Annotated in this window: 21 protein-coding genes and 1 pseudogene; 14 read left to right on the top strand and 8 right to left on the bottom strand. The window is 61.3% G+C overall.

Annotation, left to right across the window (positions count from 1 at the left end; all coding sequences use genetic code 11):
• Window positions 1–15: 15 nt before the first annotated feature.
• Window positions 16–417, bottom strand: coding sequence for a c-type cytochrome (locus tag WDN02_RS04475; protein WP_337292359.1), 402 nt, complete (start codon window positions 415–417; stop codon window positions 16–18).
• Between the two features lie 133 nt (window positions 418–550).
• On the opposite strand from WDN02_RS04475, the gene WDN02_RS04470 reads away from it, so the two are divergent.
• The 5 genes from WDN02_RS04470 to mutT are packed head-to-tail and all read left to right on the top strand — an operon-like array spanning window position 551 to window position 4,090.
• Window positions 551–1,576: an ABC transporter substrate-binding protein gene (locus WDN02_RS04470; protein ID WP_337292358.1), complete on the top strand. Its 1,026-nt coding sequence runs from the start codon at window positions 551–553 to the stop codon at window positions 1,574–1,576.
• A 4-nt stretch (window positions 1,577–1,580) separates the two neighbouring features.
• On the top strand, window positions 1,581–2,318 hold the full coding sequence (locus tag WDN02_RS04465; RefSeq protein ID WP_337294862.1) for an ABC transporter permease subunit: 738 nt from the start codon (window positions 1,581–1,583) through the stop codon (window positions 2,316–2,318).
• Window positions 2,287–3,021 (top strand): ATP-binding cassette domain-containing protein, encoded by a 735-nt coding sequence (locus WDN02_RS04460; RefSeq protein WP_337292357.1) that lies wholly within the window; start codon window positions 2,287–2,289, stop codon window positions 3,019–3,021. Before WDN02_RS04465 ends, WDN02_RS04460 begins: the two co-directional genes overlap by 32 nt.
• Window positions 3,018–3,692, top strand: coding sequence for an HAD-IA family hydrolase (locus tag WDN02_RS04455; RefSeq protein WP_337292356.1), 675 nt, complete (start codon window positions 3,018–3,020; stop codon window positions 3,690–3,692). Before WDN02_RS04460 ends, WDN02_RS04455 begins: the two co-directional genes overlap by 4 nt.
• Entirely contained in the window at window positions 3,689–4,090 is a 402-nt protein-coding gene (mutT, locus tag WDN02_RS04450) for an 8-oxo-dGTP diphosphatase MutT (RefSeq protein WP_337292355.1), read from the top strand. Before WDN02_RS04455 ends, mutT begins: the two co-directional genes overlap by 4 nt.
• A gap of 7 nt (window positions 4,091–4,097) precedes the next feature.
• On the opposite strand, the gene WDN02_RS04445 is transcribed toward mutT, so the two are convergent.
• Window positions 4,098–4,691 carry a L,D-transpeptidase gene (locus tag WDN02_RS04445; RefSeq protein WP_337292354.1) on the bottom strand — a complete coding sequence of 198 codons (594 nt, stop codon included), beginning with the start codon at window positions 4,689–4,691 and terminating at the stop codon, window positions 4,098–4,100.
• A 225-nt stretch (window positions 4,692–4,916) separates the two neighbouring features.
• On the opposite strand from WDN02_RS04445, the gene mepA reads away from it, so the two are divergent.
• Together mepA and WDN02_RS04435 are read left to right on the top strand one after the other, a co-directional pair.
• Complete coding sequence (mepA, locus tag WDN02_RS04440; protein ID WP_337292353.1) at window positions 4,917–5,849, top strand: penicillin-insensitive murein endopeptidase; 933 nt, start codon at window positions 4,917–4,919, stop codon at window positions 5,847–5,849.
• 117 nt (window positions 5,850–5,966) lie between these two features.
• Window positions 5,967–8,018, top strand: coding sequence for a M3 family metallopeptidase (locus WDN02_RS04435; protein WP_337292352.1), 2,052 nt, complete (start codon window positions 5,967–5,969; stop codon window positions 8,016–8,018).
• Here WDN02_RS04435 and WDN02_RS04430 read toward each other — a convergent pair.
• A complete protein-coding gene (locus tag WDN02_RS04430; protein ID WP_337292351.1) occupies window positions 8,015–8,659 on the bottom strand; it encodes a lysophospholipid acyltransferase family protein in 645 nt (214 codons plus the stop codon). The genes WDN02_RS04435 and WDN02_RS04430 overlap by 4 nt on opposite strands.
• A gap of 224 nt (window positions 8,660–8,883) precedes the next feature.
• Here WDN02_RS04430 and WDN02_RS04425 point away from each other — a divergent pair, with 224 nt between their 5' ends.
• Complete coding sequence (locus tag WDN02_RS04425; RefSeq protein ID WP_337292350.1) at window positions 8,884–9,786, top strand: GNAT family N-acyltransferase; 903 nt, start codon at window positions 8,884–8,886, stop codon at window positions 9,784–9,786.
• On the opposite strand, the pseudogene argJ reads toward WDN02_RS04425, so the two are convergent.
• A pseudogene (gene argJ, locus WDN02_RS04420) lies at window positions 9,787–11,035 on the bottom strand (bifunctional glutamate N-acetyltransferase/amino-acid acetyltransferase ArgJ). It abuts the gene before it with no gap.
• Window positions 11,036–11,114: 79 nt separating this feature from the next.
• Window positions 11,115–11,969, bottom strand: a complete 855-nt coding sequence (locus WDN02_RS04415) for a peptidylprolyl isomerase (protein WP_337292349.1) — start codon at window positions 11,967–11,969, stop codon at window positions 11,115–11,117.
• A gap of 374 nt (window positions 11,970–12,343) precedes the next feature.
• On the opposite strand from WDN02_RS04415, the gene secA reads away from it, so the two are divergent.
• The 3 genes from secA (at window position 12,344) to WDN02_RS04400 (ending at window position 18,444) form a co-directional block, all read left to right on the top strand.
• Window positions 12,344–15,157 (top strand): preprotein translocase subunit SecA, encoded by a 2,814-nt coding sequence (gene secA, locus WDN02_RS04410; protein ID WP_337292348.1) that lies wholly within the window; start codon window positions 12,344–12,346, stop codon window positions 15,155–15,157.
• Between the two features lie 135 nt (window positions 15,158–15,292).
• Window positions 15,293–16,126, top strand: coding sequence for a transglutaminase family protein (locus WDN02_RS04405; RefSeq protein ID WP_337294861.1), 834 nt, complete (start codon window positions 15,293–15,295; stop codon window positions 16,124–16,126).
• Window positions 16,127–16,203: 77 nt separating this feature from the next.
• Window positions 16,204–18,444 carry a primosomal protein N' gene (locus WDN02_RS04400; RefSeq protein WP_337292347.1) on the top strand — a complete coding sequence of 747 codons (2,241 nt, stop codon included), beginning with the start codon at window positions 16,204–16,206 and terminating at the stop codon, window positions 18,442–18,444.
• A gap of 10 nt (window positions 18,445–18,454) precedes the next feature.
• On the opposite strand, the gene WDN02_RS04395 is transcribed toward WDN02_RS04400, so the two are convergent.
• Window positions 18,455–18,961: a MarR family winged helix-turn-helix transcriptional regulator gene (locus tag WDN02_RS04395; protein WP_337292346.1), complete on the bottom strand. Its 507-nt coding sequence runs from the start codon at window positions 18,959–18,961 to the stop codon at window positions 18,455–18,457.
• A gap of 51 nt (window positions 18,962–19,012) precedes the next feature.
• Here WDN02_RS04395 and WDN02_RS04390 point away from each other — a divergent pair, with 51 nt between their 5' ends.
• Complete coding sequence (locus WDN02_RS04390; protein ID WP_337292345.1) at window positions 19,013–19,972, top strand: zinc-binding alcohol dehydrogenase family protein; 960 nt, start codon at window positions 19,013–19,015, stop codon at window positions 19,970–19,972.
• Between the two features lie 8 nt (window positions 19,973–19,980).
• Here WDN02_RS04390 and WDN02_RS04385 read toward each other — a convergent pair whose 3' ends face one another.
• Window positions 19,981–20,238, bottom strand: a complete 258-nt coding sequence (locus WDN02_RS04385) for a hypothetical protein (protein ID WP_337292344.1) — start codon at window positions 20,236–20,238, stop codon at window positions 19,981–19,983.
• A 72-nt stretch (window positions 20,239–20,310) separates the two neighbouring features.
• Window positions 20,311–20,868 (bottom strand): thioredoxin family protein, encoded by a 558-nt coding sequence (locus WDN02_RS04380; RefSeq protein ID WP_337292343.1) that lies wholly within the window; start codon window positions 20,866–20,868, stop codon window positions 20,311–20,313.
• A 266-nt stretch (window positions 20,869–21,134) separates the two neighbouring features.
• On the opposite strand from WDN02_RS04380, the gene WDN02_RS04375 reads away from it, so the two are divergent.
• Window positions 21,135–21,698, top strand: a complete 564-nt coding sequence (locus tag WDN02_RS04375; protein ID WP_337292342.1) for a F0F1 ATP synthase subunit delta — start codon at window positions 21,135–21,137, stop codon at window positions 21,696–21,698.
• Window positions 21,698–23,227, top strand: coding sequence for a F0F1 ATP synthase subunit alpha (gene atpA, locus WDN02_RS04370; protein ID WP_337292341.1), 1,530 nt, complete (start codon window positions 21,698–21,700; stop codon window positions 23,225–23,227). The genes WDN02_RS04375 and atpA overlap by 1 nt, the downstream gene beginning before the upstream one ends.
• Window positions 23,228–23,240: the final 13 nt, after the last annotated feature.

The raw sequence follows: 23,240 nt of genomic DNA, 5'->3' as shown, positions 1-23,240 counted from the left end.
CAGCGTATCGCGGCTTTACTTGGAGCCGTCCGCCTTGAACTGAGAAATATAGGCCCAGATGTTATCGCGCTGGCTGTGCTTGGTGAGGCCAGCGAAGATCATCTTCACGCCCGGAATGTCGGCCTGCGGATTGGTGATGTATTTCTTGAACGAATCTTCGCCCCACGTGACGCCGGACTTCTTCATTGCGTCGGAATAATCGTAACCGGCTACCGTACCGGCCTTGCGGCCGTTGAGGCCGTTCAACTCAGGACCGACGAAATTCTTCGCGCCGGGGCCGATCTGATGGCAAAGATTGCACGTGTGGCCGAAAAGCTGTTCGCCGGCTGCGACATCACCCGCGGCATAGGCGGGATGCGCCAAGCCAGCCATCGCAAACAATCCGGCCGCAGCAAAGACGATAATGTTCTGCTTCATCGTTTCCTTCCCCTAGTCCAGGCGCCTCTCGCCAGCGGGCGCCAATTTAGAGCGCTTCCAACAAATGTGGTAGCCCGATCTGTCGCGGGATGGCAATGCGCAACTTAATTGTGAATGAGCGAGTGACACAACGATGAACGATCTTTCCCGCGTTTGGTTCGCCGGCTCGAACCATTCTCTTCGCTCCTTCCGTAAGATTGCGGCTTTTTGCCTCGGTTTTCTGCTCGCTGGCGTCGGCGTCGCGCAGGCTGCTGACACTCTGCGGATCGCGGCACAAAAGGCAGGTACTTTTTCCTGGGAACTGGACGTCATCAAAGATCACGGCCTCGACAAAAAGGCCGGTATCGATCTGGATGTCACGGAACTTGCGACGACCGAAGCCGGCAAGGTCGCGATCATGGGCGGCTCGGCCGACGTGATCCTCTCCGATTGGCTGTGGGTGTCGCGCGAGCGCAGCCTTGGCGGCAAACTCAAATTCTATCCCTATTCGAGCACGCTCGGCGCTGTGATGGTGCCGCCGGGTTCGCCGATCAAGACGCTCGCCGATCTCAAGGACAAGAAGCTCGGCGTTGCCGGTGGGCCGCTCGACAAGAGCTGGCTGCTGCTTCAGGCCTATGCTAAAAATTCCGATGTCGATCTCGACTCGGATGCGACAATTCTCTACGGGGCGCCGCCGCTGCTTTTGCAGGAAAGCCTGCAGCGCAAGGACGATGCGACGCTCAATTTCTGGAATTTCTGTGCGGCGCTTGAAACCAAGGGCTTTAAGCGACTGATCGGTATTGAGGATGTCGAAAAGGCGCTCGGCGCCAGCGGCCGGGTTGCCATGGTCGGCTATGTGTTCGACGAGACTTATGCCGCGAGCCATGCGGACCTTTTGCGTCGCTTCTTTGCGATGACGGCGCAGGCGCAGGATATTCTGGCGCATTCGACGGAGGATTGGAAAAAGATCGGCGAAAAGATCGGCGTCACCGATCCCGCGGCGCTTGAGATCTACCGCAAGCGTTATCTGGAGGGCGCCGCGCATCGTTCGGTCGCGGATGAAGAGGCGGACGCGCGCAAGCTTTATCTGGTGCTCGCCGGGATTGGCGGCGCCAAGCTTGTCGGCCCGGCTGCGGACCTTGACGCCGGGACGTTCTATAAAGACGCAGCGGGCAAATGACGTGCTGCTGAGGCTTCTGTCGCTTCTCGTGCTGATTGGGTTGTGGCAGGCGGCCTCGATGGTAGCCGACACGCGGCTTTTGCCGCCGCCGCTCACTGTTCTCGCCGTTATGGGTCGCGAAGCGCATACGCACGCGCTTTATTTCAACCTCGCCACGACGCTCGCGCGCGTTATCGCTGCCTTCACGCTTGCGATGGTACTTGGCACGATTTTCGGCATCTTGATGGGGCGGAACAGGACGTTCGACCGGCTCGGCGATCCATGGCTCGTCATTCTCCTGAACCTTCCGGCGCTGGTGATCATCGTCCTCGCCTATGTCTGGCTGGGATTGACCGATGTTGCCGCGGTGCTTGCGGTGGCGTTGAATAAATTTCCCAATACGGTGGTGACCATTCGCGAGGGCGCCCGCGCGCTCGACCCAGGCCTCGAAGAAATGGCGACGGTCTTTGCGATGCCTTGGCAGACACGCATCCGGCATGTCGTGCTGCCGCAACTTGCGCCCTATATCGCGGCGGCGACGCGCGCCGGCCTCTCTCTCGTCTGGAAGATCGTGCTCGTCGTCGAGCTGATGGGCCGCTCGAACGGCGTCGGCTTCGAGATCGGCAGCGCCTTCCAGCTTTTCGATGTCGCGCTATTGCTTGCCTATGCGCTGCCCTTCGTCGCGATCATGCTGGCGATTGAAACTTTCCTCGTGCAACCTCTCGAGAATCATGTCTCTCGCTGGCGACTCAAAGCAGCTTGAAGTCTTCATCAAGCGCAAGGCTTTCCGCGCCGCGACGGGCGAGGTGCGCGAAGTGCTGCGCGATTTCACGCTGACGCTCGATGTCGGCAAAATCTACGCACTTGTCGGCCCTTCGGGTTATGGCAAGACGACGCTCTTGCGCATCATCATCGGCCTTGATCGCGATTTCGAAGGCCGCGTGACGCTGCCGCCCGAAACGAAGATCGGCATGGTGTTTCAGGAGCCGCGCCTCCTGCCCTGGCGCTCGGTGCTCGACAATCTAAAGCTTGCCGCGCCGCAGGCGAACGAGGTTGATCTTGTGAAAATCGCCGACGATCTCGGCGTCGGCGATCATTTGCGCAACTTCCCCGGCGAATTGTCGCTTGGTCAGGCCCGCCGCGTCGCGCTGGCGCGGGCCTTCGCCATCAAACCCAATCTGCTTGTGCTCGATGAGCCGTTTGTTTCGCTCGATGCCGTGCTTGCGCGACGGCTCGCGGACGAGCTTGTCGCGCTCGTCGAGCAGACTCAAGTCACGACGCTGCTCGTTACACACGATATCGATGAAGCCGTGCGCCTCGCCGACCATATCATCCTGCTCGGGCATCGCCCGGCGGAGATCGTCGGCAATATCGATGTGACCTTGCCGCGCCGGGCGATGACCGCGGATTACGCCGCCAAGACCAAAGGCGAGATCGGCGCTATTCTGGCGGAGAACGCGGTATGACGTTGCTCATCTTTGATTGCGACGGCGTGCTCGTCGATTCGGAAGTCATCGCCTTCGATGTCTTGCGGCAGATGCTGGCGACACTTGGCAAACCAATGTCGCTGGCGGAATGCCGTCAACGCTTCATGGGACGCCGCACGCCGGACGTTCTAGCCGAGATCGAAACGGAACTTGGTCATCCCATTCCTGCCGACATGGGTGCGCGCATGAAGGTGCTGCTGTTCGAGCGGTTTCGCCGCGAGCTGCGGCCTGTTGCTGGCGTGAAAGACGCGATCGCGCATTTGGAAAAGCCGATCTGTGTCGCCTCGTCCTCGCCGCCGGAGCGGATCGCGCTCTCGCTTGAGGTGACCGGGCTCGCGCCCTTGTTTGACGATCATGTCTTCAGCGCCGAACAGGTGGCCGAAGGCAAGCCTGCACCTGATCTTTTCCTCTTTGCCGCGAAATCGATGGGCGTTGCACCACGCGAGACGATCGTCATCGAAGATTCCACGCCGGGCGTTCTCGCGGCACGCCGGGCCGGAATGTCTGTCGTCGGCTTTGCCGGGGCAAGTCACGCCGATGATACACTCGTGGCAGCCTTGCACGCGGCGGGCGCGGACGCGGTGTTGACAAGCATGGCGGATTTGCCTGGTACGATTGAAAAGCTGCGCGCTAGTCAGGCGGTCGCATGAGGTTGCTGCTTGTCGTCGCTGCCGCGCTCATCGATGCCGACAGCCGCGTGCTGATCGCCCAGCGCCCGGAAGGCAAGCAGCTTGCGGGCCTCTGGGAATTTCCCGGCGGGAAGCTGCATGAGGGCGAGCGCCCGGAAGCCGCGTTGATCCGCGAACTCCATGAAGAACTTGGAATCGAGGTTGAGGAAGCCTGTCTCGCGCCGCTCACCTTCGCGAGCCACGCTTATCCGGATTTCCATCTGCTGATGCCACTCTATGTCTGCCGGCGCTGGCGCGGGCAACTCATGTCGCGCGAGGCTCAGGCGCTCAAATGGGTCAGGCCGCACAATCTGCGCGATTATCCGATGCCGCCGGCCGATGCGCCGCTCATTCCGGCGCTGCTCGATCTATTGACCTGATGCGCGGCTACTGGTCTTCGCCATAATAGTAATTTTGCTCTTGGCCATACGGGCTCTCGTCCCATTGCGGCCGTTGCGGCGCGTAACCCCAGCCGCCGCTATAGCCCGGCGCCTGCGCGCCCCAAGCGCGCGGGGCAGCGGCATAAATACGATGGCGGTGCTGGACCGAGCCATAATGCGTTTCCGGCGGCTGGCCGGTGATATGGATCATCGCGCCTTCTTCCTTCACCATTTCGAAAAGTGTCGCCGCGTTCTGCGGCGAAATCCGTACGCAGCCATGCGACGCCGGCCGCCCGAGCCACGCGGTCTCGTAAGTGCCGTGAATTGCGTAGCCTCCGTCGAAGAAGATCGAATGCGGCATGGGTGAGTGATAATATTTTTTTGAATAATGGATCGTCTGGAGGCTCTGCACCGAGAAGGTACCATCGGGCGTCGCATAACCGTCACGGGCCGATGAGATCGGCCAATCATACGTACCGCCCGAGCCTTCGACATGCATCGTCTGGGCGCTCAGATCGATGTCGATCATGACTTTGGCCTGCGCGGGCGACAATAGAAACACGCCGGCCAGCGCAAGAAAAAACCCGGCAGACTTACGCATTACGCATCCCCAAGCGGTGCATGGCACCGCGTTACCACAGGAATGCTGTATTCGTGTCACACTGTCTTCGCTGCGTAAACTCCTGTGTGCAAGTAAGGTTGACGGGGCACCACATTAACGCGGCGGAGGACGCGGTGAATTCTCTCGTCGTAAATAGTTAGCGTTAAGCAGAGTCGCGCAAACATTCCGCCGGCGGATTACATGCCGGCGTGGAGGGGCAGGCACATGCGCAGGTTTCTGGTTCTCGCTCTCGGAGTTTTGAGTGTCACTGGCCTCGCAACCATCGAGGGCAGCGCGCAGGATCTCGGAACGCTGCACGCGAGAAAACTGCCTCCCCTCACGCATGCCGGGCCTTCGACGCCCGCCAAGCAGCTCTTCGGCCGTGTTCTCTCGCCAAGTGAGGCGGCAACGCGCAGCATCGGGTTTTATTCGCGCGGCTGTCTTGCCGGCGGTATCGCGCTGCCCGTCAATGGGCCGGACTGGCAGGTCATGCGGCTGTCACGCAATCGCAATTGGGGCACGCCGCAGCTCATCTCATTCCTTGAACGTTTTTCGCGCGAGGTGCCGCGCGTCAGCGGCTGGCCGGGCATTCTTGTCGGCGACATGTCGCAGCCGCGCGGCGGCCCGATGATCACCGGCCATGCCTCGCATCAGATCGGCCTCGACGTCGATATCTGGCTGAAGCCGATGCCACCTTACACACTCTCGCGGGAGCAGCGCGAGGAGATGATGTCCACCAACGTCGTGCGGGCAGACCGGCTGGATGTCGATCCGCGCTATTGGACGCCGGGCCACCTCGAAGTGATCAAGGCCGCCGCCGAAGACCCGGAGGTCCAGCGCATCTTCGTCAACGCAGCGATCAAGAAAGCGCTCTGTCGCGAGGCTGGGCCGGATCGCGCTTGGCTGCATAAGGTGCGCCCATTCTTCGGTCACGATTACCATTTCCATGTCCGGCTTGTCTGTCCGGCTGGCGAAGCGTCCTGCGAGGGGCAGGATCCGGTGCCACCGGGCGACGGGTGCGACCATGCATCGCTCGCCTATTGGTTTTCGGAGGGCATATTGCATCCGCGTCCACAGCTTGGCCCAGTGCGGCCGCGGCCGGCGTTGACGCTGGCTGATCTCCCCGCCGCCTGCCGGACGGTTCTCACGCAGAGATAGCGGGATACGAAAAAGCGGACGCCGGTTTTTCGTAAGAAATCCCGCGCTGATTGAGAAGAGGTAGCGCGGCGACGTCCGGTCGCCCATATTCATCGGATCAATCAATTTGGATGACCGATGACGCACGACACGCAAAATCCCCTGCTCGAAAACTGGACTGGCCCGTTTGGCCTGGCGCCTTTCGCGGCGATCAAGCCGGATGATTTTCCGCCCGCTTTCGCGCAGGCTTTCGCCGCGCATAAAGCCGAGATTGCCGCGATCACCGATGATCCGGCGAACCCGACATTCGAGAACACGATCGTGGCGCTGGAGCGCTCGGGTCAGCTTCTCAGCCGGATCGCGAGTGTCTTCTTCAATCTCACTGGCGCTGATACGAACGATGACATCGAAGCGGTTGAGCGCGATGTCGCGCCTCTCTTTGCCGCGCATGAGTCCGAAATTCATCTCAACGATGCGCTGTTCGCGCGGATCGATACGTTGTGGCAGCAACGAGACACGCTTGGCCTCGACACAGAGGAATTGCGCGCGCTGGAGCGTCATCACATTGGCTTCCGTCGCGCCGGGGCCGGGCAATCGCCAGACGCGAAAGCGCGGCTCGCCGAGATTGGCGAAAGACTTGCGACGCTCGGCACGCAATTTTCGCAGAACGTGCTCGCCGATGAGAATGCTTTCGCGTTGATCCTCGACGAAGCCGATCTCGAGGGCCTGCCGGATTGGCAGCGCGCTGCCGCCGCCGAGACAGCGACGCAACGCGGCCACGAAGGCAAATATGTCGTCACGCTGGCGCGCTCGTCGATCGAGCCGTTCCTGCAAATGTCATCACGGCGTGATCTGCGCGAACAGGTGTTTCGCGCCTGGGTCGCGCGCGGCGAGAATGATGGCCCGAGCGACAATCGCGCCATCGCGGCCGAGATGGTGAAATTGCGCGCCGAAAAAGCGCGGCGCCTTGGCCATGCCAGCTATGCCGATTATCGCCTTGCCGACATGATGGCCGCACGTCCGGCCGCGGCGCAAAGCTTGCTCGATGAAGTCTGGACACGCGGCCGCGCGCGCGCTTTGCGCGAACAGGCGGCGCTGCAAGACCTCGTCACGGCGGAAGGCGGCAATTTCACGCTTCGGCCGTGGGACTGGCGTTATTATGCCGAGAAGCGCCGCAAGGCGGCGTTCGATCTCGACGAGGCGGCGTTCAAACCATACCTGCCGCTCGAACAGATGATTGCCGCGGTCTTCTTCACCGCGCAAAAGCTTTTCGGCCTGAGCTTCGAGGAACGCAAAGATATCGCGCTCTATCATCCCGACGCGCGCGTCTGGACCGTGCGCGATGTTGCGGGGCGCACCATCGGCCTTTTCATTGGCGATTATTTTGCGCGGGCCTCGAAACATGGCGGCGCCTGGATGGGCGCCTATCGCGATCAGCAGAAGCTCGACGGCGAGATCCTGCCGATCATCGTCAATGTGTTGAATTTCGTGAAGCCGGCGCCCGGCGAGGCTTGTCTCTTAAGCTTCGATGACGCGCGCACACTTTTCCACGAATTTGGCCACGCGTTGCATGGGCTGTTGTCGGACGTGACGTTCCCATCGCTCGCCGGCACCAATGTCGCGTCGGATTTCGTCGAATTCCCCTCGCAGCTTTACGAGCACTGGTTCGAGCAAAGCGAAATCCTGCGCCACTTCGCGCGCCATTATCAGACAGGCGAGCCGATGCCCGAAGCTCTGATTCAGAGGGTCATCGCGGCGCGGCAGTTCAATCAGGGTTTTCTTACTGTTGAATATACCGCCTCGGCGCTCGTCGATCTAGCGCTGCATAGCACGCCAGATTTGGACAATCTCGACATTGTTGCGTTCGAGCAGGCCAAGCTCGCAGAACTCGGGATGACGGCGGCGATCGCGATGCGTCACCGTCTGCCGCATTTCACCCACGTCTTCGCCGGCGACGGCTATTCGTCGGGCTATTACTCTTACCTGTGGTCGGAAGTTCTCGATGCGGATGGCTTTGCTGCCTTCGCGGAAGCGGGCGATATTTTCGATCCCGCCGTGGCGACGCGTCTGAAACAATATGTCTATTCTGCCGGCAATCGTGCCGATCCGGAGGCGGCCTATGTGGCGTTCCGTGGCCGTCCGGCCGCGACAGAGCCGTTGCTCAAGAAGCGCGGGCTAATCGAGGTTTAGGCGCGATAGGCTGCCGTAATCCGCTCGAAACATCCTTCCGCCACCGCGCGGCGCGTCAACGGGGCTGTGAGCACAATTGGATTGCAGAAGATCAGTTCGCAGGTGAGAGGCGGATTTTTCATCAGCGTGATGACGTGCGGCAGCAGCGCGTCATCGCCGATCCAGGGCGCATAGGGCGCCGAATAGCGGATCGCGATAGGCTGGATAGCGTAAGCTTGCCCGCTTTTCTCCAAGTCCTCGACGATTGCGAAATGCGCGGAATGAAACAGGTGCGGCCCATCCGCATGAGTCGTCGCCTCGGGAAACAGGACGACATGCACGCCCTTCGCGATCGCCGCCAGCATGGCGGCATTCGTCGCTGGGATCGTCCGCCGCGCGGTTCGATCGACAAAGATCGTATTCACGAGCCGCGCGAACGTGCGGATGATCGGCCAGCGCCCGACCTCACTTTTGGCGACGAAGGCGGCCGGGAATAGCGCGCCGAGTGCTGGAATATCCGTCCACGAGACATGATTGGTAACCACCAGGGCAGCGATCTCGCCGGGTTTCCGACCGCTCACCTTCACCCGCACGTTCACCAGCCAGAGGACCGTCCCGTAGAAAAGCCGCGGCAAGACCTGACTGTGGCGCGGCGCGGCCATGAGCAGCACCCATTGAATGGGCGCGAACAGCAAAAATGAGCTGAAAATTGTCAGGAACAGCGCTGCCGCCCTCAGGCAAACCCCGGCCCATAAAAGGCTGCGTGAAATCAGGTACGAAATGGGATAAGACCTTGGCGGATGGGCGCGGAACCCCGCGTCATCAAAGTTTCGTTCGGGCTGGTTAGCTTGGCCGGATCATATCTGAGCGGATGATTCGATAAAACATGTGGCCGATAGAGCCGTCCTTCGGCGCCGTCATCCCCTTCTCACCGACGCGGCGCCTGATGCGCGCCAAGCGCGCGGCGCCCGGCGATGTGCCGCGGGTGTTGGGCCGGTTCGGCAATTTCGAAATCCGCATCGCCCGCCGCAAGGAAATCCGCAAGGCGCAGCGGCTGCGCTACAAGGTCTTTTATGAAGAAGGCGGCGCCATCGCCCACGGTCCGGGGGCACTGGTGCGGCGCGATATCTGCCCCTTCGACAAATTCTGCGATCATCTGCTGATCGTCGATCTCGCCGCCCGCAATGCTTTTGGCCGGGTCAAGCCGAAGATCGTCGGCACCTATCGGCTGCTGCGGAGCGAGGTCGCGGCGGAACATGGCGGCTTCTACAGCGAGGGCGAGTTCGACATCGCGCCGCTGCTGGCCCGCCATTCCGGCAAGAGATTCCTGGAACTCGGCCGCTCCTGCGTTCATGCCAAATACCGCTCGAAGCGCGTGATCGAGCTTTTGTGGCGCGGCCTCTGGACCTACATCAAGCACTACCACGTCGATGTGATGTTCGGTTGCGCCAGCCTGCCCGGTATCAACCCGCTTGCCCTGGCGCTGCCCTTGAGCTTCCTGCATCATCACGCCTCCGCCGAGAACGAATGGCAGGTGCGTCCGCGCGCTGGCCGCGCGGTGCCGATGGATGTGCTCGACAAGGGCGCGATCGACCAGCGCCGGGGGTTGGCCGCGTTGCCGCCGCTCATCAAGGGCTATCTGCGCGTCGGCGCGAAATTCGGCGAAGGCGCGGTGATCGATCCGCAATTCGGCACGATCGATGTGTTCACGGTGATGCCGATCGCTGAAATCGAGCAGCGCTACATCGCCTATTACGGCGGCGACGCCGGCGAGAGCGCCGCGGCGTGATTACGAGCGATAGTCGCCGTTGATCTCGACATATTCCTTTGTCAGATCGCACGTATAAACCGTGGCCTCGCCCGGGCCGACGCCGAGATCGACGCGGACGGCGATCTCCGGCAGGCGCATCAGCGCTGCAACTTTCTGTTCGTCATAAGCTGGATCGCGCAGCCCTTTGTGCGCGACGCGAATGTCACCGAACCAGATCGCAAGTTGATCGCGTTCGGCTGGTTCGCCGGCCTTGCCGACGGCCATCACGACGCGACCCCAATTGGCGTCTTCGCCGGCAATCGCCGTCTTGACCAGCGGCGAATTGGCGATCGAGCGGGCGATGATCTTCGCCGATTTTCGATTTGCCGCGCCCTTAACCGTGATGCTGACAAATTTGCGCGCGCCCCTCGCCATCACGCACAACCTGGAAGGCGAGATCGCGCAGCACATTGTCGAGCGCCTCGCGAAAATCCTTCAGCCACCGGTCGCTCGCTTTGTCGATCCGCGGGGCACCATGCTTTGCCGCCGCGCCCGTCGCGAAAATGAGCAGTGTGTCGGACGTCGATGTATCGCCATCGACGGTGACGGCGTTGAACGTCGGCTCGACGCCTTTATCGAGAAGCTTTTGCAGCACGTTGGCGGCGATCGGTGCATCGGTGAAGATGAAGGAGAGCATGGTCGCCATGTCCGGCGCGATCATGCCGGCGCCCTTGGCCATGCCGGCGATCGTCACTTCGACGCCGCCGATCGATGCCTTGGCCGTCGCAACCTTGGGGAACGTGTCCGTGGTCATGATCGCATTGGCGGCGCCGAAGAGCCCATCGGGCGCGGCTTCGCTCACCAGCGTCTCGAACACGCCGACAAATTTCTCGGCGTCGAGCGGTTCGCCGATGACGCCTGTCGAGGCAATGAAGACTTCGTTCGCGCGCAGGCCGGCGGCAGTGGCGGCGAGGTCTGCCGTGCGTTTCACCGCTTTGGCGCCGGTCTTGCCGGTGAAAGCATTGGCATTGCCGGAATTGACGACGAGCGCGCGGGCTTTGCCGCGGCCGAGCTGCGCGCGGCACCAATCGACCGGCGCCGATGCGCATTTGGATTTGGTGAAGACGCCCGCGACTTCCGTGCCCTTATCGAGCAGCGCGAGCATCACATCGGTGCGGCCCTTGTAGCGGATGCCGGCAGCGCCCGTCGCGAATCGCACGCCATCAACCGGCGGGATGTCGGGAAAGCTTGTCGGAGCGAGCGGGGAAACTTTGGATTGATCGGACATGCAAGGGCCATCTGAGTGAGGCCCGTGCATAGCCGATCATCTGTAACGGGTCGATGAAATTTCGGCGCCGAAACCGCGCTTACTTTTTGTCAGGAATCGAAGCCGGCGGGACGGGCGCGGCGGATTGCGTCAAGCGGACGATCTTGCCCTCTTTGCGCAGGTTCTCGACATATTCCGTCTGCGCCTTCTGGACGACGTAAGACGTCACCTGATTCTTGACCTGATCGAAGGGCGGGAACTGGGTATCCCGGATCGCCAGCACCTGAATGACATGCCAGCCGAATTCACTCTTAATGGGCGGCGAGATTTCGCCCGGCTTCAGCTTGAAAGCCGCGTCGGCAAAAGCCGGCACCACCTTCTCGCGTGTAAACCAGCCGAGGTCGCCACCGTCGGAACCGGTATCCTTCGACAATTCCTTGGCAATCTTGGCGAAGTCCTCGCCGGCCTTCAGCCGTTTCTCGATCGCGTCGGCCTCGGCCTCCGTCGCGACGAGAATGTGACGGGCGTGCACTTCCTGTTCGGGTTTTTGCGCTTTGGCCGCCTGCTCATAGGTTTTCTGCAGATTATCCGGGGTCACCGCCTCGCGGGCGATCTTGGTCAGCAGCGCTTCCATGAGAATCTTAGAGTGATAATAGGCGAGCTGCTTGGCGAAGTCCGGACCCTGATCGAGCTTTTCCTGCTGCGCCTTTTGCGCCACGAGCGTGCCGTCGATCAGGTAGTCGAGCAGATATTGCTGACGCCCCTTGGCATCGAGTTGACGCGGCACGCTATCGCCGAGGTCTTCCGCTGCGATGCGCAGATCGTCATCGGTGATGTTGACGCCGTTGACTGTCGCCAGCACCTGCGCCGCCTCGGCCTGCGCGATCGGGGCGAATGTCGCCAGCATCAAGCCGACGCTAAGGGCGCCCACGTGCAATTTTTTCGGAAAATTCATGCGGAGGCTCCTCACCATAGGTCGCTTGGCTGCCAGTTACTTGGCTAGTTGGGCCGCTCGTGAACGGCAATTCGGGCTTAAATGTGCCGCGATCATCCGCCAAGCCCGAAACTGGAAAAATGGCAAAATAGCCTCGCGAACGGGCTTGATTGACAAGGCGGACCCCCCCTCTTATCTCTCCAGCAGCCCAGCGTCGGGGTCGCGGCAATGCGCCGCCGTCAGGTTGGCGCCTTTCGATTTCGCCGCGTTGGAACAGACGCAGTTAAGTCTGAAGTTAGCGTCGGCTCGGTTGCATGGGCCCCGCGTGCGCAGGGGCGCACCGCATCCGTTATATCAAGGGTTTGAACGTCGCGTCGTCCGCGAAAGGGCTTTGAATGTTTAGCTCGGTAGCTAAGAAAATCTTTGGGTCGTCGAACGAACGGCGTCTGAAGACATATCGCGCGAAGGTCGCGGCGATCAACGCGCTCGAGCCGGAAATTCAGAAACTTACCGATGAAGAATTGCGGGCGCAGACGGAAAAGTTCCGCGCCGAACTCGCAGCGGGTAAAAGCCTTGACGATTTGATCGTGCCAGCCTTCGCGACGGTGCGTGAGGCCGGACGGCGCGTGCTTGGCCAGCGCCATTTCGATGTCCAGCTCATTGGCGGCATGGTCCTCAATGAGGGTGCGATCGCCGAGATGCGCACCGGCGAAGGCAAGACCCTGGTCGCGACGCTCGCCGCCTATCTCAACGCGCTGCCGGGCACCGGCGTCCATGTCATCACCGTCAACGATTACCTCGCCACGCGCGATGCCGAGTGGATGGGGCGCATCTACAAGTTCCTCGGCATGACCGTCGGCACGATCGTTCACGGCAAGGACGATAACGAGCGCCGCGAATCCTATGCCGCCGACATCACCTACGGCACCAACAACGAATTCGGCTTCGACTATCTGCGCGACAACATGAAATATGAGCTGAACCAGATGGTTCAGCGTGGCCATGCCTTCGCGGTGGTCGACGAGGTCGATTCCATTCTGGTCGACGAGGCGCGCACGCCGCTCATCATCTCCGGCCCGTCGGACGATAAGTCGGAGCTTTATAACTCGATCGACAAATTGCTCCCGCGTCTCACCGCGGAGGATTTCGACCTCGACGAGAAACAGCGGACCGTCAATCTCACCGAGGCTGGCAACGAGCATATCGAGCAATTGTTGCGCGAAAGCGGTGCGATGAGCGAGGAAAACGGCTCGCTCTATGATGCGGGCAACGTCACCATCGTCCATCATGTCAATCAGGCCTTGCGCGCGCATAAGCTCTTCCAGCGCGACAAGGATTACATCGTCCGCAACGGCGAAGTCGTCATCATCGACGAATTCACCGGCCGCATGATGCCCGGCCGACGTTATTCGGAAGGTCTGCATCAGGCGCTCGAAGCCAAAGAGCGCGTGCAGGTTCAGCCGGAGAACGTGACCCTCGCGTCGATCACCTTCCAGAACTATTTCCGGCTTTATAAAAAGCTCTCCGGCATGACCGGCACGGCCTCGACCGAGGCCAATGAATTCGCCGAAATCTACAATCTCGACGTGGTCGAAATTCCGACCAACAGAGCGGTGAGCCGCTTCGACGAGGATGACGAGGTCTATCGCTCCGCCGAAGAGAAATTGCGCGCCATCGTCGCCGAGATCGATGCTGCCAATCAAAAGATGCAGCCCATGCTCGTCGGCACGACCTCGATCGAGAAGTCCGAGGCGCTGGCCGAATTTCTGAAGACCAAAGGCTATAAGCAGATCGACTTTGCCGCTCCGGCCGCGTTGCAGCCGCTCTATGCCGCGGCACGCGCTGGCAAGCCGGCGAAACTTTTTGCCGTGTTGAACGCGCGCTTCCACGAACAGGAAGCCTATATCGTTGCCGAGGCCGGCGTGCCGGGCGCGGTCACCGTTGCGACCAATATGGCGGGCCGTGGCACCGACATTCAGCTCGGTGGCAACGTCGAAATGCGCGTTTCGCAGGAATGCGCCGGTCTGCCGGAAGGCCCGGAACGCGACGCGAAGGAAGCTGAGATCCGCGCCGAAGTCGCGAGTTTCAAGGAAAAGGCGCTCGAAGCCGGCGGTCTCTACATCATCGGCACCGAGCGCCACGAGAGCCGCCGCATCGACAATCAGTTGCGCGGCCGCTCCGGCCGTCAGGGTGACCCAGGCCGCTCGAAATTCTTCCTGGCGCTGACCGATGATCTCATGCGCATCTTCGGTTCGGATCGAATGGATTCGATGCTGGTGCGGCTTGGCCTCAAGGAGGACGAGGCTATCGTCCATCCCTGGATCAACAAGGCGCTCGAGAAGGCACAGCAAAAGGTCGAAGGTCGCAACTTCGACATGCGCAAGAACATTCTCAAATACGACAACGTCATGAACGACCAGCGCAAGGTGGTCTTCGAGCAGCGCCGCGACATCATGGGGCAGGACACGCTCGAAGAAATGGTCACCGACATGCGCCACGGTGTCGTTGACGATCTCGTGGGCAAACATGCGCCCGCCGACGCTTATCCCGAGACCTGGAACATCGAGGAGATGGGGAAGGCCGTCGAAGCCGAGCTCAACATCACGCCGCCGCTTGCCGATTGGGCGAAGGAAGAAGGCATTACCGACGAAATTTTGCGCGAGCGTCTGGAACAGGCGTCCGACGAGGCTTATGCGGCGCGCATCGAGAAGAATGGCGCCGGCCTCATGCGCTATGTCGAGAAGCAGATCTTTCTGCAATCGCTCGATCATCTCTGGCGCGAACATCTCGTCACGCTCGACCATCTACGCCAGGTGATCGGCTGGCGCGGCTTGGCGCAGCGCGACCCGCTGAACGAATATAAATCGGAGGCTTTCGAGCTTTTCGGCGAATTGATCACGCAACTCCGCGAGACGACGACGGCGCAGTTGAACCACGTCGAGATCGCCTATGAGGCGCCGCCGCTGCAGGCGCAGAGCTTCGATTCGCTGACGACGCCGGCAAATTTCATGGAGGCGCTGACGCCCCCCGCCGCGGCGCTACCGCAGGCGCAGGCGCCGGTCGCGCTGCAACCGCAGGCTCAGCGAAGCGCGGCGCCGGAGCAGCGGGTCGCAACTGACCCTTCGACCTGGGGCAAGGTTGGCCGCAACGAACTCTGCCCGTGTGGTTCGGGCAAGAAATATAAGCACTGCCACGGCCAGATCGGCTAAAGATATGCGCCCTTCGATCTTGATCGAAGGGCGTGGGTGCGGAACTTAAAGCCAAGCCAAGGGTTGTCGCAGACCGGCGTGGGACTTGCTTTGTATCTTTCCAGCCCGGGCTCTCTCGCGCAGGAAAGTCCCATGATCCGCATCAAAGTTGGTTGCGACCTCAGTTTTGAATTATCGCAGCCGACGCCGATGATCGTCGCGCTCAACGTGCATTATTCGCGCGCCTCCGATCTCGAACAGCCCGATTATGTCATCACGCGCCCGAGCGTTCCGCTCGAAGGCTATCGCGATAGTTTCGGCAATTGGTGCTATCGCTTCCTCGCGCCGGCCGGTCATTTCGAGATCTTGACTGATGCGATTGTCCGCGACTCCGGCGAATGGGATGCCGTCGCACTCCCGGCGGCCGTTCAGCATCCGGTTGAGGAGCTTCCCGCCGAGACGCTGCAATTCCTCCTTGGCAGCCGCTATTGCGAGACCGATCGGCTGACGGACGAGGCTTGGCGCCTCTTCGGAAATATGGCGCCGGGCTGGGGGCGCGTGCAGGCAGTCTGTGATTACGTCCACGATATCATGAATTTCGGCTACCAATATTCGCGCCCCACGCGGTCGGCGTACGAGGCTTATAACGAGCGCCACGGTGTGTGCCGCGACTTTGCACATCTCGCCACAACGTTTTGCCGCTGCCTCAACGTTCCGACGCGTTATTGCACCGGCTACATCACCGATATCGGCCTGCCGCCGCCGTATGAGGCAATGGATTTTGCCGCCTGGATCGAAGTTTATCTCGGCGGCCGTTGGCATGTCTTCGATCCGCGCAACAATGCGCCGCGCATCGGCCGCATCCTCGTCGCCTACGGCCGCGACGCGTCCGATGTCCCGCTGACGCACAGTTTCGGCCCCAACATTTTGTCGAAATTTTTGGTCTGGGCCGAGGAAGTGCCACCCTTGCCGGCCGCTGCGCTGGCCTGACAGAAAGTCGCCGTGCACCTCTATGGCGCGCGGAAAAAGCCGTGCAACCTGGCCGCAACATGTTTTAAGCCTCGCGCATGAGCGAGCGCACGCCGAGTCGTAAAGGGCCGCGCGTGGCCGAGGTCCTCGTCCCCGTCGCGATCGATCAGACCTATTCCTACCGCGTGCCGGCCGAACTCGACCTTGCCGAGGGCGATTTCGTCGAAGTGCCGCTCGGCACGCGCCAAACCGTCGGCGCTGTCTGGGAGATTACCGACGGCGCGCTTGGCAGCAACCTGAAAGCCCTCTCTGCGCGGTTTGATATTCCGCCGCTCGGGGCTCGGCTCCGCGGCTTCGTCGATTGGGTCGCACGCTGGACGCTCAGTCCGCGCGGCATGGTGCTGCGCATGTGTGCGCGCGCGCCGTTTTATGCCGTCGAGGAAAAACCGCGCATCGGTCTGCGTCGCGCCGGGCCGGAGCCCAAACGCATGACGCCCGCGCGGGCGCGTGTTCTCGCCGCAATCGAAGGCGATCTCGCCATCGGCAAAAGTGATCTCGCCGAACGCGCCGCGTGCTCGACAAGCGTGATCGATTCACTCGTCGATGAAGGCACACTGGAAGTCGTCGCGTTGCCGCAGGAGCCGGTTGCAGCACCGTGCGATCCGGATTTCGCACCGCCGCGGCTTGAGACAGCGCAAGCTCAGGCCGCCGCGTCACTTGTGGATGAAGTCAAAGCGCATGGCTTCTCCGTGACGCTCCTCGAAGGCGTCACCGGCTCCGGCAAAACCGAGGTTTATTTCGAGGCCGTTGCGCAAGCTTTGCGAGAAGGGCGACAGACCCTGATCCTGATGCCGGAGATCGCGCTGACGGCACAATTCCTCGACCGTTTCGCCGCCCGTTTCGGGGCGCGTCCCGCCGAATGGCATTCGGGCATCAGTCCGCGCAAGCGCGCCCGTATCTGGACCGGCGTCGCCAAGGGCGAGGTGAAAGTTGTCGCCGGTGCGCGTTCAGCGTTGTTTCTTCCCTTCGACGATCTCGCACTCATCGTCGTCGATGAAGAGCATGAAGCCGCCTACAAGCAGGATGATGGCGTCTCCTATCATGCGCGTGACATGGCGGTGGTGCGCGGGCAGATCGACAAGGCGGCGGTGATCCTTGCCTCGGCCACGCCGTCGATTGAATCGCGCGTCAACGCGGAGCAGGGCCGCTACAAACATCTCAAGCTCAATGCGCGTTTCGGCGGCGCCAAACTGCCGTCGATCGAGGCCGTCGATCTGCGTCGCATTTCACCGCCGCGCGGCAAATGGATTTCGCCCCCGCTCGCCACCGCCGTCGGCGAGGCGCTCGCCGCCGGCGAACAGGCTTTGCTTTTTCTCAATCGCCGCGGCTATGCGCCGTTGACACTCTGCCGCGCCTGCGGCCATCGTTTCCAATGTCCGAATTGCACGTCCTGGCTGGTCGAACATCGCTTTCGCCGCGCGCTCGTCTGCCATCAATGCGGTCATATCGAGCGTGTGCCGCAGCATTGTCCGGAATGCGATAATGTCGATACGCTGACGCCGTGCGGTCCCGGCGTCGAGCGGCTCGCGGAAGAAGTCGCCGGGCTTTGGCCGCAGGCCAAGGCGTTGATCCTCTCGTCGGATTTTCCCGGCGGCACGGCGCGGCTGCGCGATGAACTTGATGCCGTCGCCAATGGCGCCTGCGATATCATCATCGGCACGCAACTCGTCGCCAAGGGGCATAACTTTCCGCTGCTCTCGCTCGTCGGCGTGATCGATGCAGATGTCGGGCTCTCGAACGGCGATCCGCGCGCGGCGGAGCGGACGTTCCAGGTCCTGCAACAAGTGACAGGGCGCGCCGGGCGCATGGGGACGCTCGGCAAGGCGCTGGTGCAGACCTGGCAACCGGAGCATCCGGTGATCCGGGCGCTTCTTTCAGGCGATGCCGAACGCTTTTACAGCGAGGAGACGGAGCAGCGCCGCCGCGCCGGCCTGCCGCCTTTCGGGCGGCTCGCGGCACTGATCGTCTCGGCGAAGGACCGCGCCTCGGCGGAAAATCATGCTCGCGCTCTGGTACGTGCGGCACATGCGCTGCCGCCCAACCCGAAATGGAAGCTCGCCGCGCTCGGCGGCCTGCCGCAGGACGACGAAATCACGTTGCTTGGCCCGGCCGAGGCGCCGATCGCTGTCATTCGAGGCCAACATCGTTTCCGCCTGTTGGTGCGGTCGCCAAAGTCAGCCGACATGCAAGGTTTTCTGCGCGCCATGCTGGCGACGGCACCGCCCGCGCGCGGCAGCGTGCGCATTGCCGTCGATGTCGATCCGCAGAATTTTATGTGAGCGACGGACGCTATGCGTCTGTTTCGTTCTTCGTGCCGGGCAGCGGCTCGGTCACCAGCGCGGTGGCAAATTTCCGTATGAGACGGGCAAGCTCGTCGATGTCGTGTGCATCCCAGGTTTCGAAAATTGCGCGGCCGATCCGCTCGCGCGCCGCATCGACGAGATCGGTCATAGCTTTGCCCTTCCGGGTGATGGATGCCATGCGGATGCGGCGGTCCGCAGCGCTTTCTCGACGTTCCACAAGGCCGGCCTCTTCAAGCTTCGCCACCTGGCGGCTGACTGTGGTGTAGTCACGCCCCACCCGGTCCGCCAATTCCACCACGCCGATGGGCCCGAATCGCTCGATCCCGACGAGAAGCGGAAATAGCGCTCGGTCGAGCGGGATGTCAGCTTCCTCGATGAGCAGAGCATCGCGCTGCGGCCGGTTTATCGCGCCGACGATGTCGAGCACTGCGCCGTGGATTTGGCGTAGCTGGGCGCCAATATGTGTATTTTGCACTTTATTTCTTGACGGCATCGCTGGCTCCCATATATGTGTATTATACACATAATACTGAGGGACGTCATTATGAAAGCCGCTTTGGTCTCCGCGCCCGGTCAAACGCCTGCCTATGGAGATTTTGCTGATCCGATGCCTGACGCGAATGAGCGCCGCATCAGCGTCACGGCGGCCGCAATCAGTCATCTTACCCGCGCCCGGGCGGCTGGAACGCATTACAGCGCACCTGGGACATTTCCATTCGTCGTCGGCATCGACGGTGTGGGCCGGTCGGACGATGGGCAGCGCGTTTACTTCGCGTTGCCACGCGCGCCGTATGGCAGCATGGCCGAAACGACCGTTGTAACGCCCGCGCAATGCACGGCCATTCCGAATGATCTCGACGACGTAACAGCTGCTGCAATTGCAAATCCGGGTATGTCGTCATGGGCGGCTTATGCCGAACGTGCACAGCTCCAGGCCGGAGAAACCGTGCTTGTCAACGGCGCCACCGGAACCGCGGGACGTCTTGCCGTGCAAATCGCTAAATATCTTGGAGCAAAAAAAGTTATCGCGACGGGGCGTAATACAGAGACACTGAAATCGCTCGAGGCTCTTGGCGCCGACGTGACCATCGCATTGGCGCAGGATGAGCAGGTTCTCGAAGCAAGCTTTAACGAGCAATTTGCCGAGGGCGTGGATGTCGTTATCGACTATTTATGGGGAAGAAGCGCGGAGCGTCTGCTGATCGCCGGTGCCAAGGCCACGGACGTCTGCGAACCGATCCGCTTCGTTCAAGTCGGTTCGGCAAGCGGGATGGATATCGCACTTCCATCCGCCGTGCTCCGCGCCGCGCCCATCGAACTCATGGGAAGCGGCATCGGCAGCGTACCGCTCAGCCGCCTGATCGATGCTGTCGGCAAATTGCTGCGTGCGACGACGCGTGGCGGCTTCAAGATCGCGACCCGGTCCGTTCCGTTGTCGAAGGTCGCGACGGCCTGGCATGATGACGACAGTACTGGCCGCACCGTTTTCATCCCGGATGCGTAGCCGCTGTTTCAAATATTCGGGTCTTCCGCCGTATGCGCGCGCGTGATCGCCTCGATGAGGCGCGCTTCAAGCTTGTGGCGATCGACGATCACCTTCTGCGCGTGAACGCCTGTGACCGCCGAAGCGTGAATGACGAAATCGCCGGCATTCTCGACGTAGACGATAATGTCCTGGCGGTTGCGCGAGACTTCGCGCACGGCGCCGAACGCCTTTTGGCCGTCGGCCAGAAACACTTCGTATCCTTCGCCAACTTCAAGCGCGGCCATTGTTATCTCTCCTGTTAAAGCGTTTTCAAGCGAAGTGGACACCGGCTCGTATGAAGAAATGCGCCGAAAATCCTAGGAATTCTGCTTCCATTTGATCGAACAACCGATCGAAGGAATCTGATGGTCCGGCGCATGGCCAGTCTTGGCGATCATGCGCATCGCGTCGAGCAGTTCGCGGCGCGCACCGGCAGGTGGTGGGTTCGTGCGGCCTTCGTCGAGCCGTCCACGATACTTCAATTTCAGATGCCGGTCGAAGCCGAAGAAATCTGGCGCACAGACAGCATCATACGCGCGGGCCACATCCTGACTCTCATCGTGCAAGTAAGGGAACGGAAATTTATGCTTCTCCGCGAAAAGGCGCATGTTCTCGAATGAATCTTCGGGATGGCTCTTCGCGTCGTTGGCACAGATCGCGGCGAAGCCGATGCCTTCGGCGAGCAGAAGCCGCGCGTCGGCAATGAGACGGTCGATCACCGCGATCACATAAGGACAATGATTGCAGATGAAGACGATGACGCTCGCCTTTTCGCCCGCGACATCGGCGAGCGAATAAATCTTGCCATCTGTCGCGGGCAGACGAAAATCCGCCGCCGGCGTGTCGAGCGCAATCGAGGTGACTGCAGTGGCCATGATCGCCTCCGAGGTGAGGCCAAAATATAGGCAAAAGGCCAGCCCGCGCCAACCTCACAGCGCAGAGGGAAATTGCCGAACCACTATGCACTCGAGGACGGGTTGCGCACAAAAATGCCATATGTTAGGGACCCTTCGCCTTGGGAGGGGTTGGCGAGTTTTCGTGCCTGACCGGGCTTCTTTGACGCCCGCTCGCCATCGTCGCGAATTGCCGCGCGAGTTTTGGAAGCCGGGGCGTTTCGCCAACGGATTTAAGGGTTATTGTCTTGGCGCAAGACGAGAGCATTGTATCGGGGGTCGGCGGTCGTTACGCCCTGGCGCTCTATGAACTCGCCAAAGAGCAGGGCCTGACCGATCAGGTCGCCAAGGATCTTGAAAATTTCGCCGCGCTGATCGCCGGAAGCAAGGATCTGAAGCGGCTCGTCTCGGCGCCGATCTATTCGGCCCAAGAGCAGTTGCGGGCCCTCAATGACATTCTCGCGGGCGCTGGCATCTCCGGCATCTCCGCCAATTTCGTCAAGCTCGTCGCGCTCAAGCGCCGGCTGACCTATATCGGCGACATGATTGACGGCTTCCACAAGCTCGACGATCAGGACAAGGGCCGCGTCCGCGCCGAAGTGACCGCTGCCGCGCCGCTGAAGGACGCCCATATCGAGGCCCTCAAGACGGCGCTCGTCGATTTTACCGGCGGCAAATCTGTCGCCGTCGATCTGAAGATCGATCCCGAGATCATCGGCGGTCTCGTCGTCAAGCTCGGTTCGCGCATGATCGACGGGTCGCTTAAAACCAAACTCAATTCACTCCGCACACGCTTGAGAGAGGTCGGCTGATGGACATCCGCGCCGCAGAAATTTCGTCGATCCTGAAGAAGGAAATCGCCAGTTTCGGCAATGAAGCCGAAGTCACCGAAGTTGGCCAGGTTCTCTCCGTCGGCGACGGCATTGCCCGCGTCTATGGTCTCGACAACGTCCAGGCCGGCGAAATGGTGGCCTTTGAGTCCGGTGTGCGCGGCATGGCGCTCAATCTCGAGACTGACAATGTCGGTATCGTTATTTTCGGCAGCGACCGCGAAATCATGGAAGGCCAGACGGTCAAGCGCACCGGCGCCATCGTTGACGTGCCGGTCGGCAAGGAGCTTCTCGGCCGTGTCGTTGACGCGCTTGGCAATCCGATCGACGGCAAGGGCCCGATCAATTCGTCGCGTCGCGCCCGCGTTGACGTCAAGGCGCCCGGCATCATTCCCCGCAAGTCCGTGCATGAGCCGATGGCGACGGGCCTCAAGGCCATCGACGCGCTGATCCCGATCGGCCGCGGCCAGCGCGAGCTCATCATCGGCGACCGCCAGACCGGCAAGACGGCGGTGGCGCTCGATTCGATCCTCAATCAGAAGTCGGTCAACCAAAGCACCGACGAGAGCGCCAAGCTCTATTGCGTCTATGTCGCCGTCGGCCAGAAGCGCTCGACTGTCGCGCAATTCGTGAAGGTGCTCGAAGAGCAGGGCGCTCTGGAATATTCGATCGTCGTCGCTGCCACCGCGTCCGATCCGGCGCCGATGCAATTCCTGGCGCCCTTCGCCGGCTGCGCGATGGGCGAATATTTCCGTGACAACGGGATGCACGCTTTGATCGTTTATGACGATCTCTCGAAGCAGGCCGTTGCCTATCGCCAGATGTCGCTGCTTCTGCGCCGCCCGCCGGGCCGCGAAGCCTATCCGGGCGATGTCTTCTATCTGCATTCGCGTTTGCTGGAGCGCGCCGCCAAGCTCAACGACGAGCATGGCGCCGGTTCGCTCACCGCGCTTCCGATCATCGAGACGCAGGCCAATGACGTGTCGGCCTATATCCCGACAAACGTGATTTCGATTACCGATGGCCAGATCTTCCTAGAGACCGATCTTTTCTATCAGGGCATCCGTCCGGCAGTGAACGTCGGCCTTTCGGTGTCGCGCGTCGGCTCCTCGGCGCAGACGAAGTCGATGAAGAAGGTCGCGGGAAAGATCAAAGGCGAGCTCGCGCAATATCGCGAGATGGCGGCCTTCGCGCAGTTCGGCTCCGACCTCGACGCGACGACACAACGGCTTCTTGCCCGCGGCTCGCGCCTGACCGAGCTTTTGAAACAGGCGCAGTTTTCGCCGCTCAAGATCGAAGAGCAGGTTTGCGTGATCTACGCAGGCGTCAACGGCTATCTCGACAAGCTGCCGGTTGAGAAGATCAAGCCGTTCGAGGATGGTTTGCTCGCGCTCCTGCGTGCGAACCACGCCGATCTTCTTGAGACCATCCGCGCATCGAAGGATTTGTCCGACGGTTCGGCGGCGAGCCTCAAATCGATCATCGAAAACTACCTCAAATCTTTCGCCTGAGGCCTGTCCTCGC

It is taken from the genome of Methylovirgula sp. (genome assembly GCF_037200945.1).
In the GTDB taxonomy this organism is placed as follows: Bacteria; Pseudomonadota; Alphaproteobacteria; order Rhizobiales; family Beijerinckiaceae; genus Methylovirgula.
The sequence above is the reverse complement of the archived record's forward strand: the minus strand, read 5'-3'. Positions and strand labels throughout refer to the sequence as shown.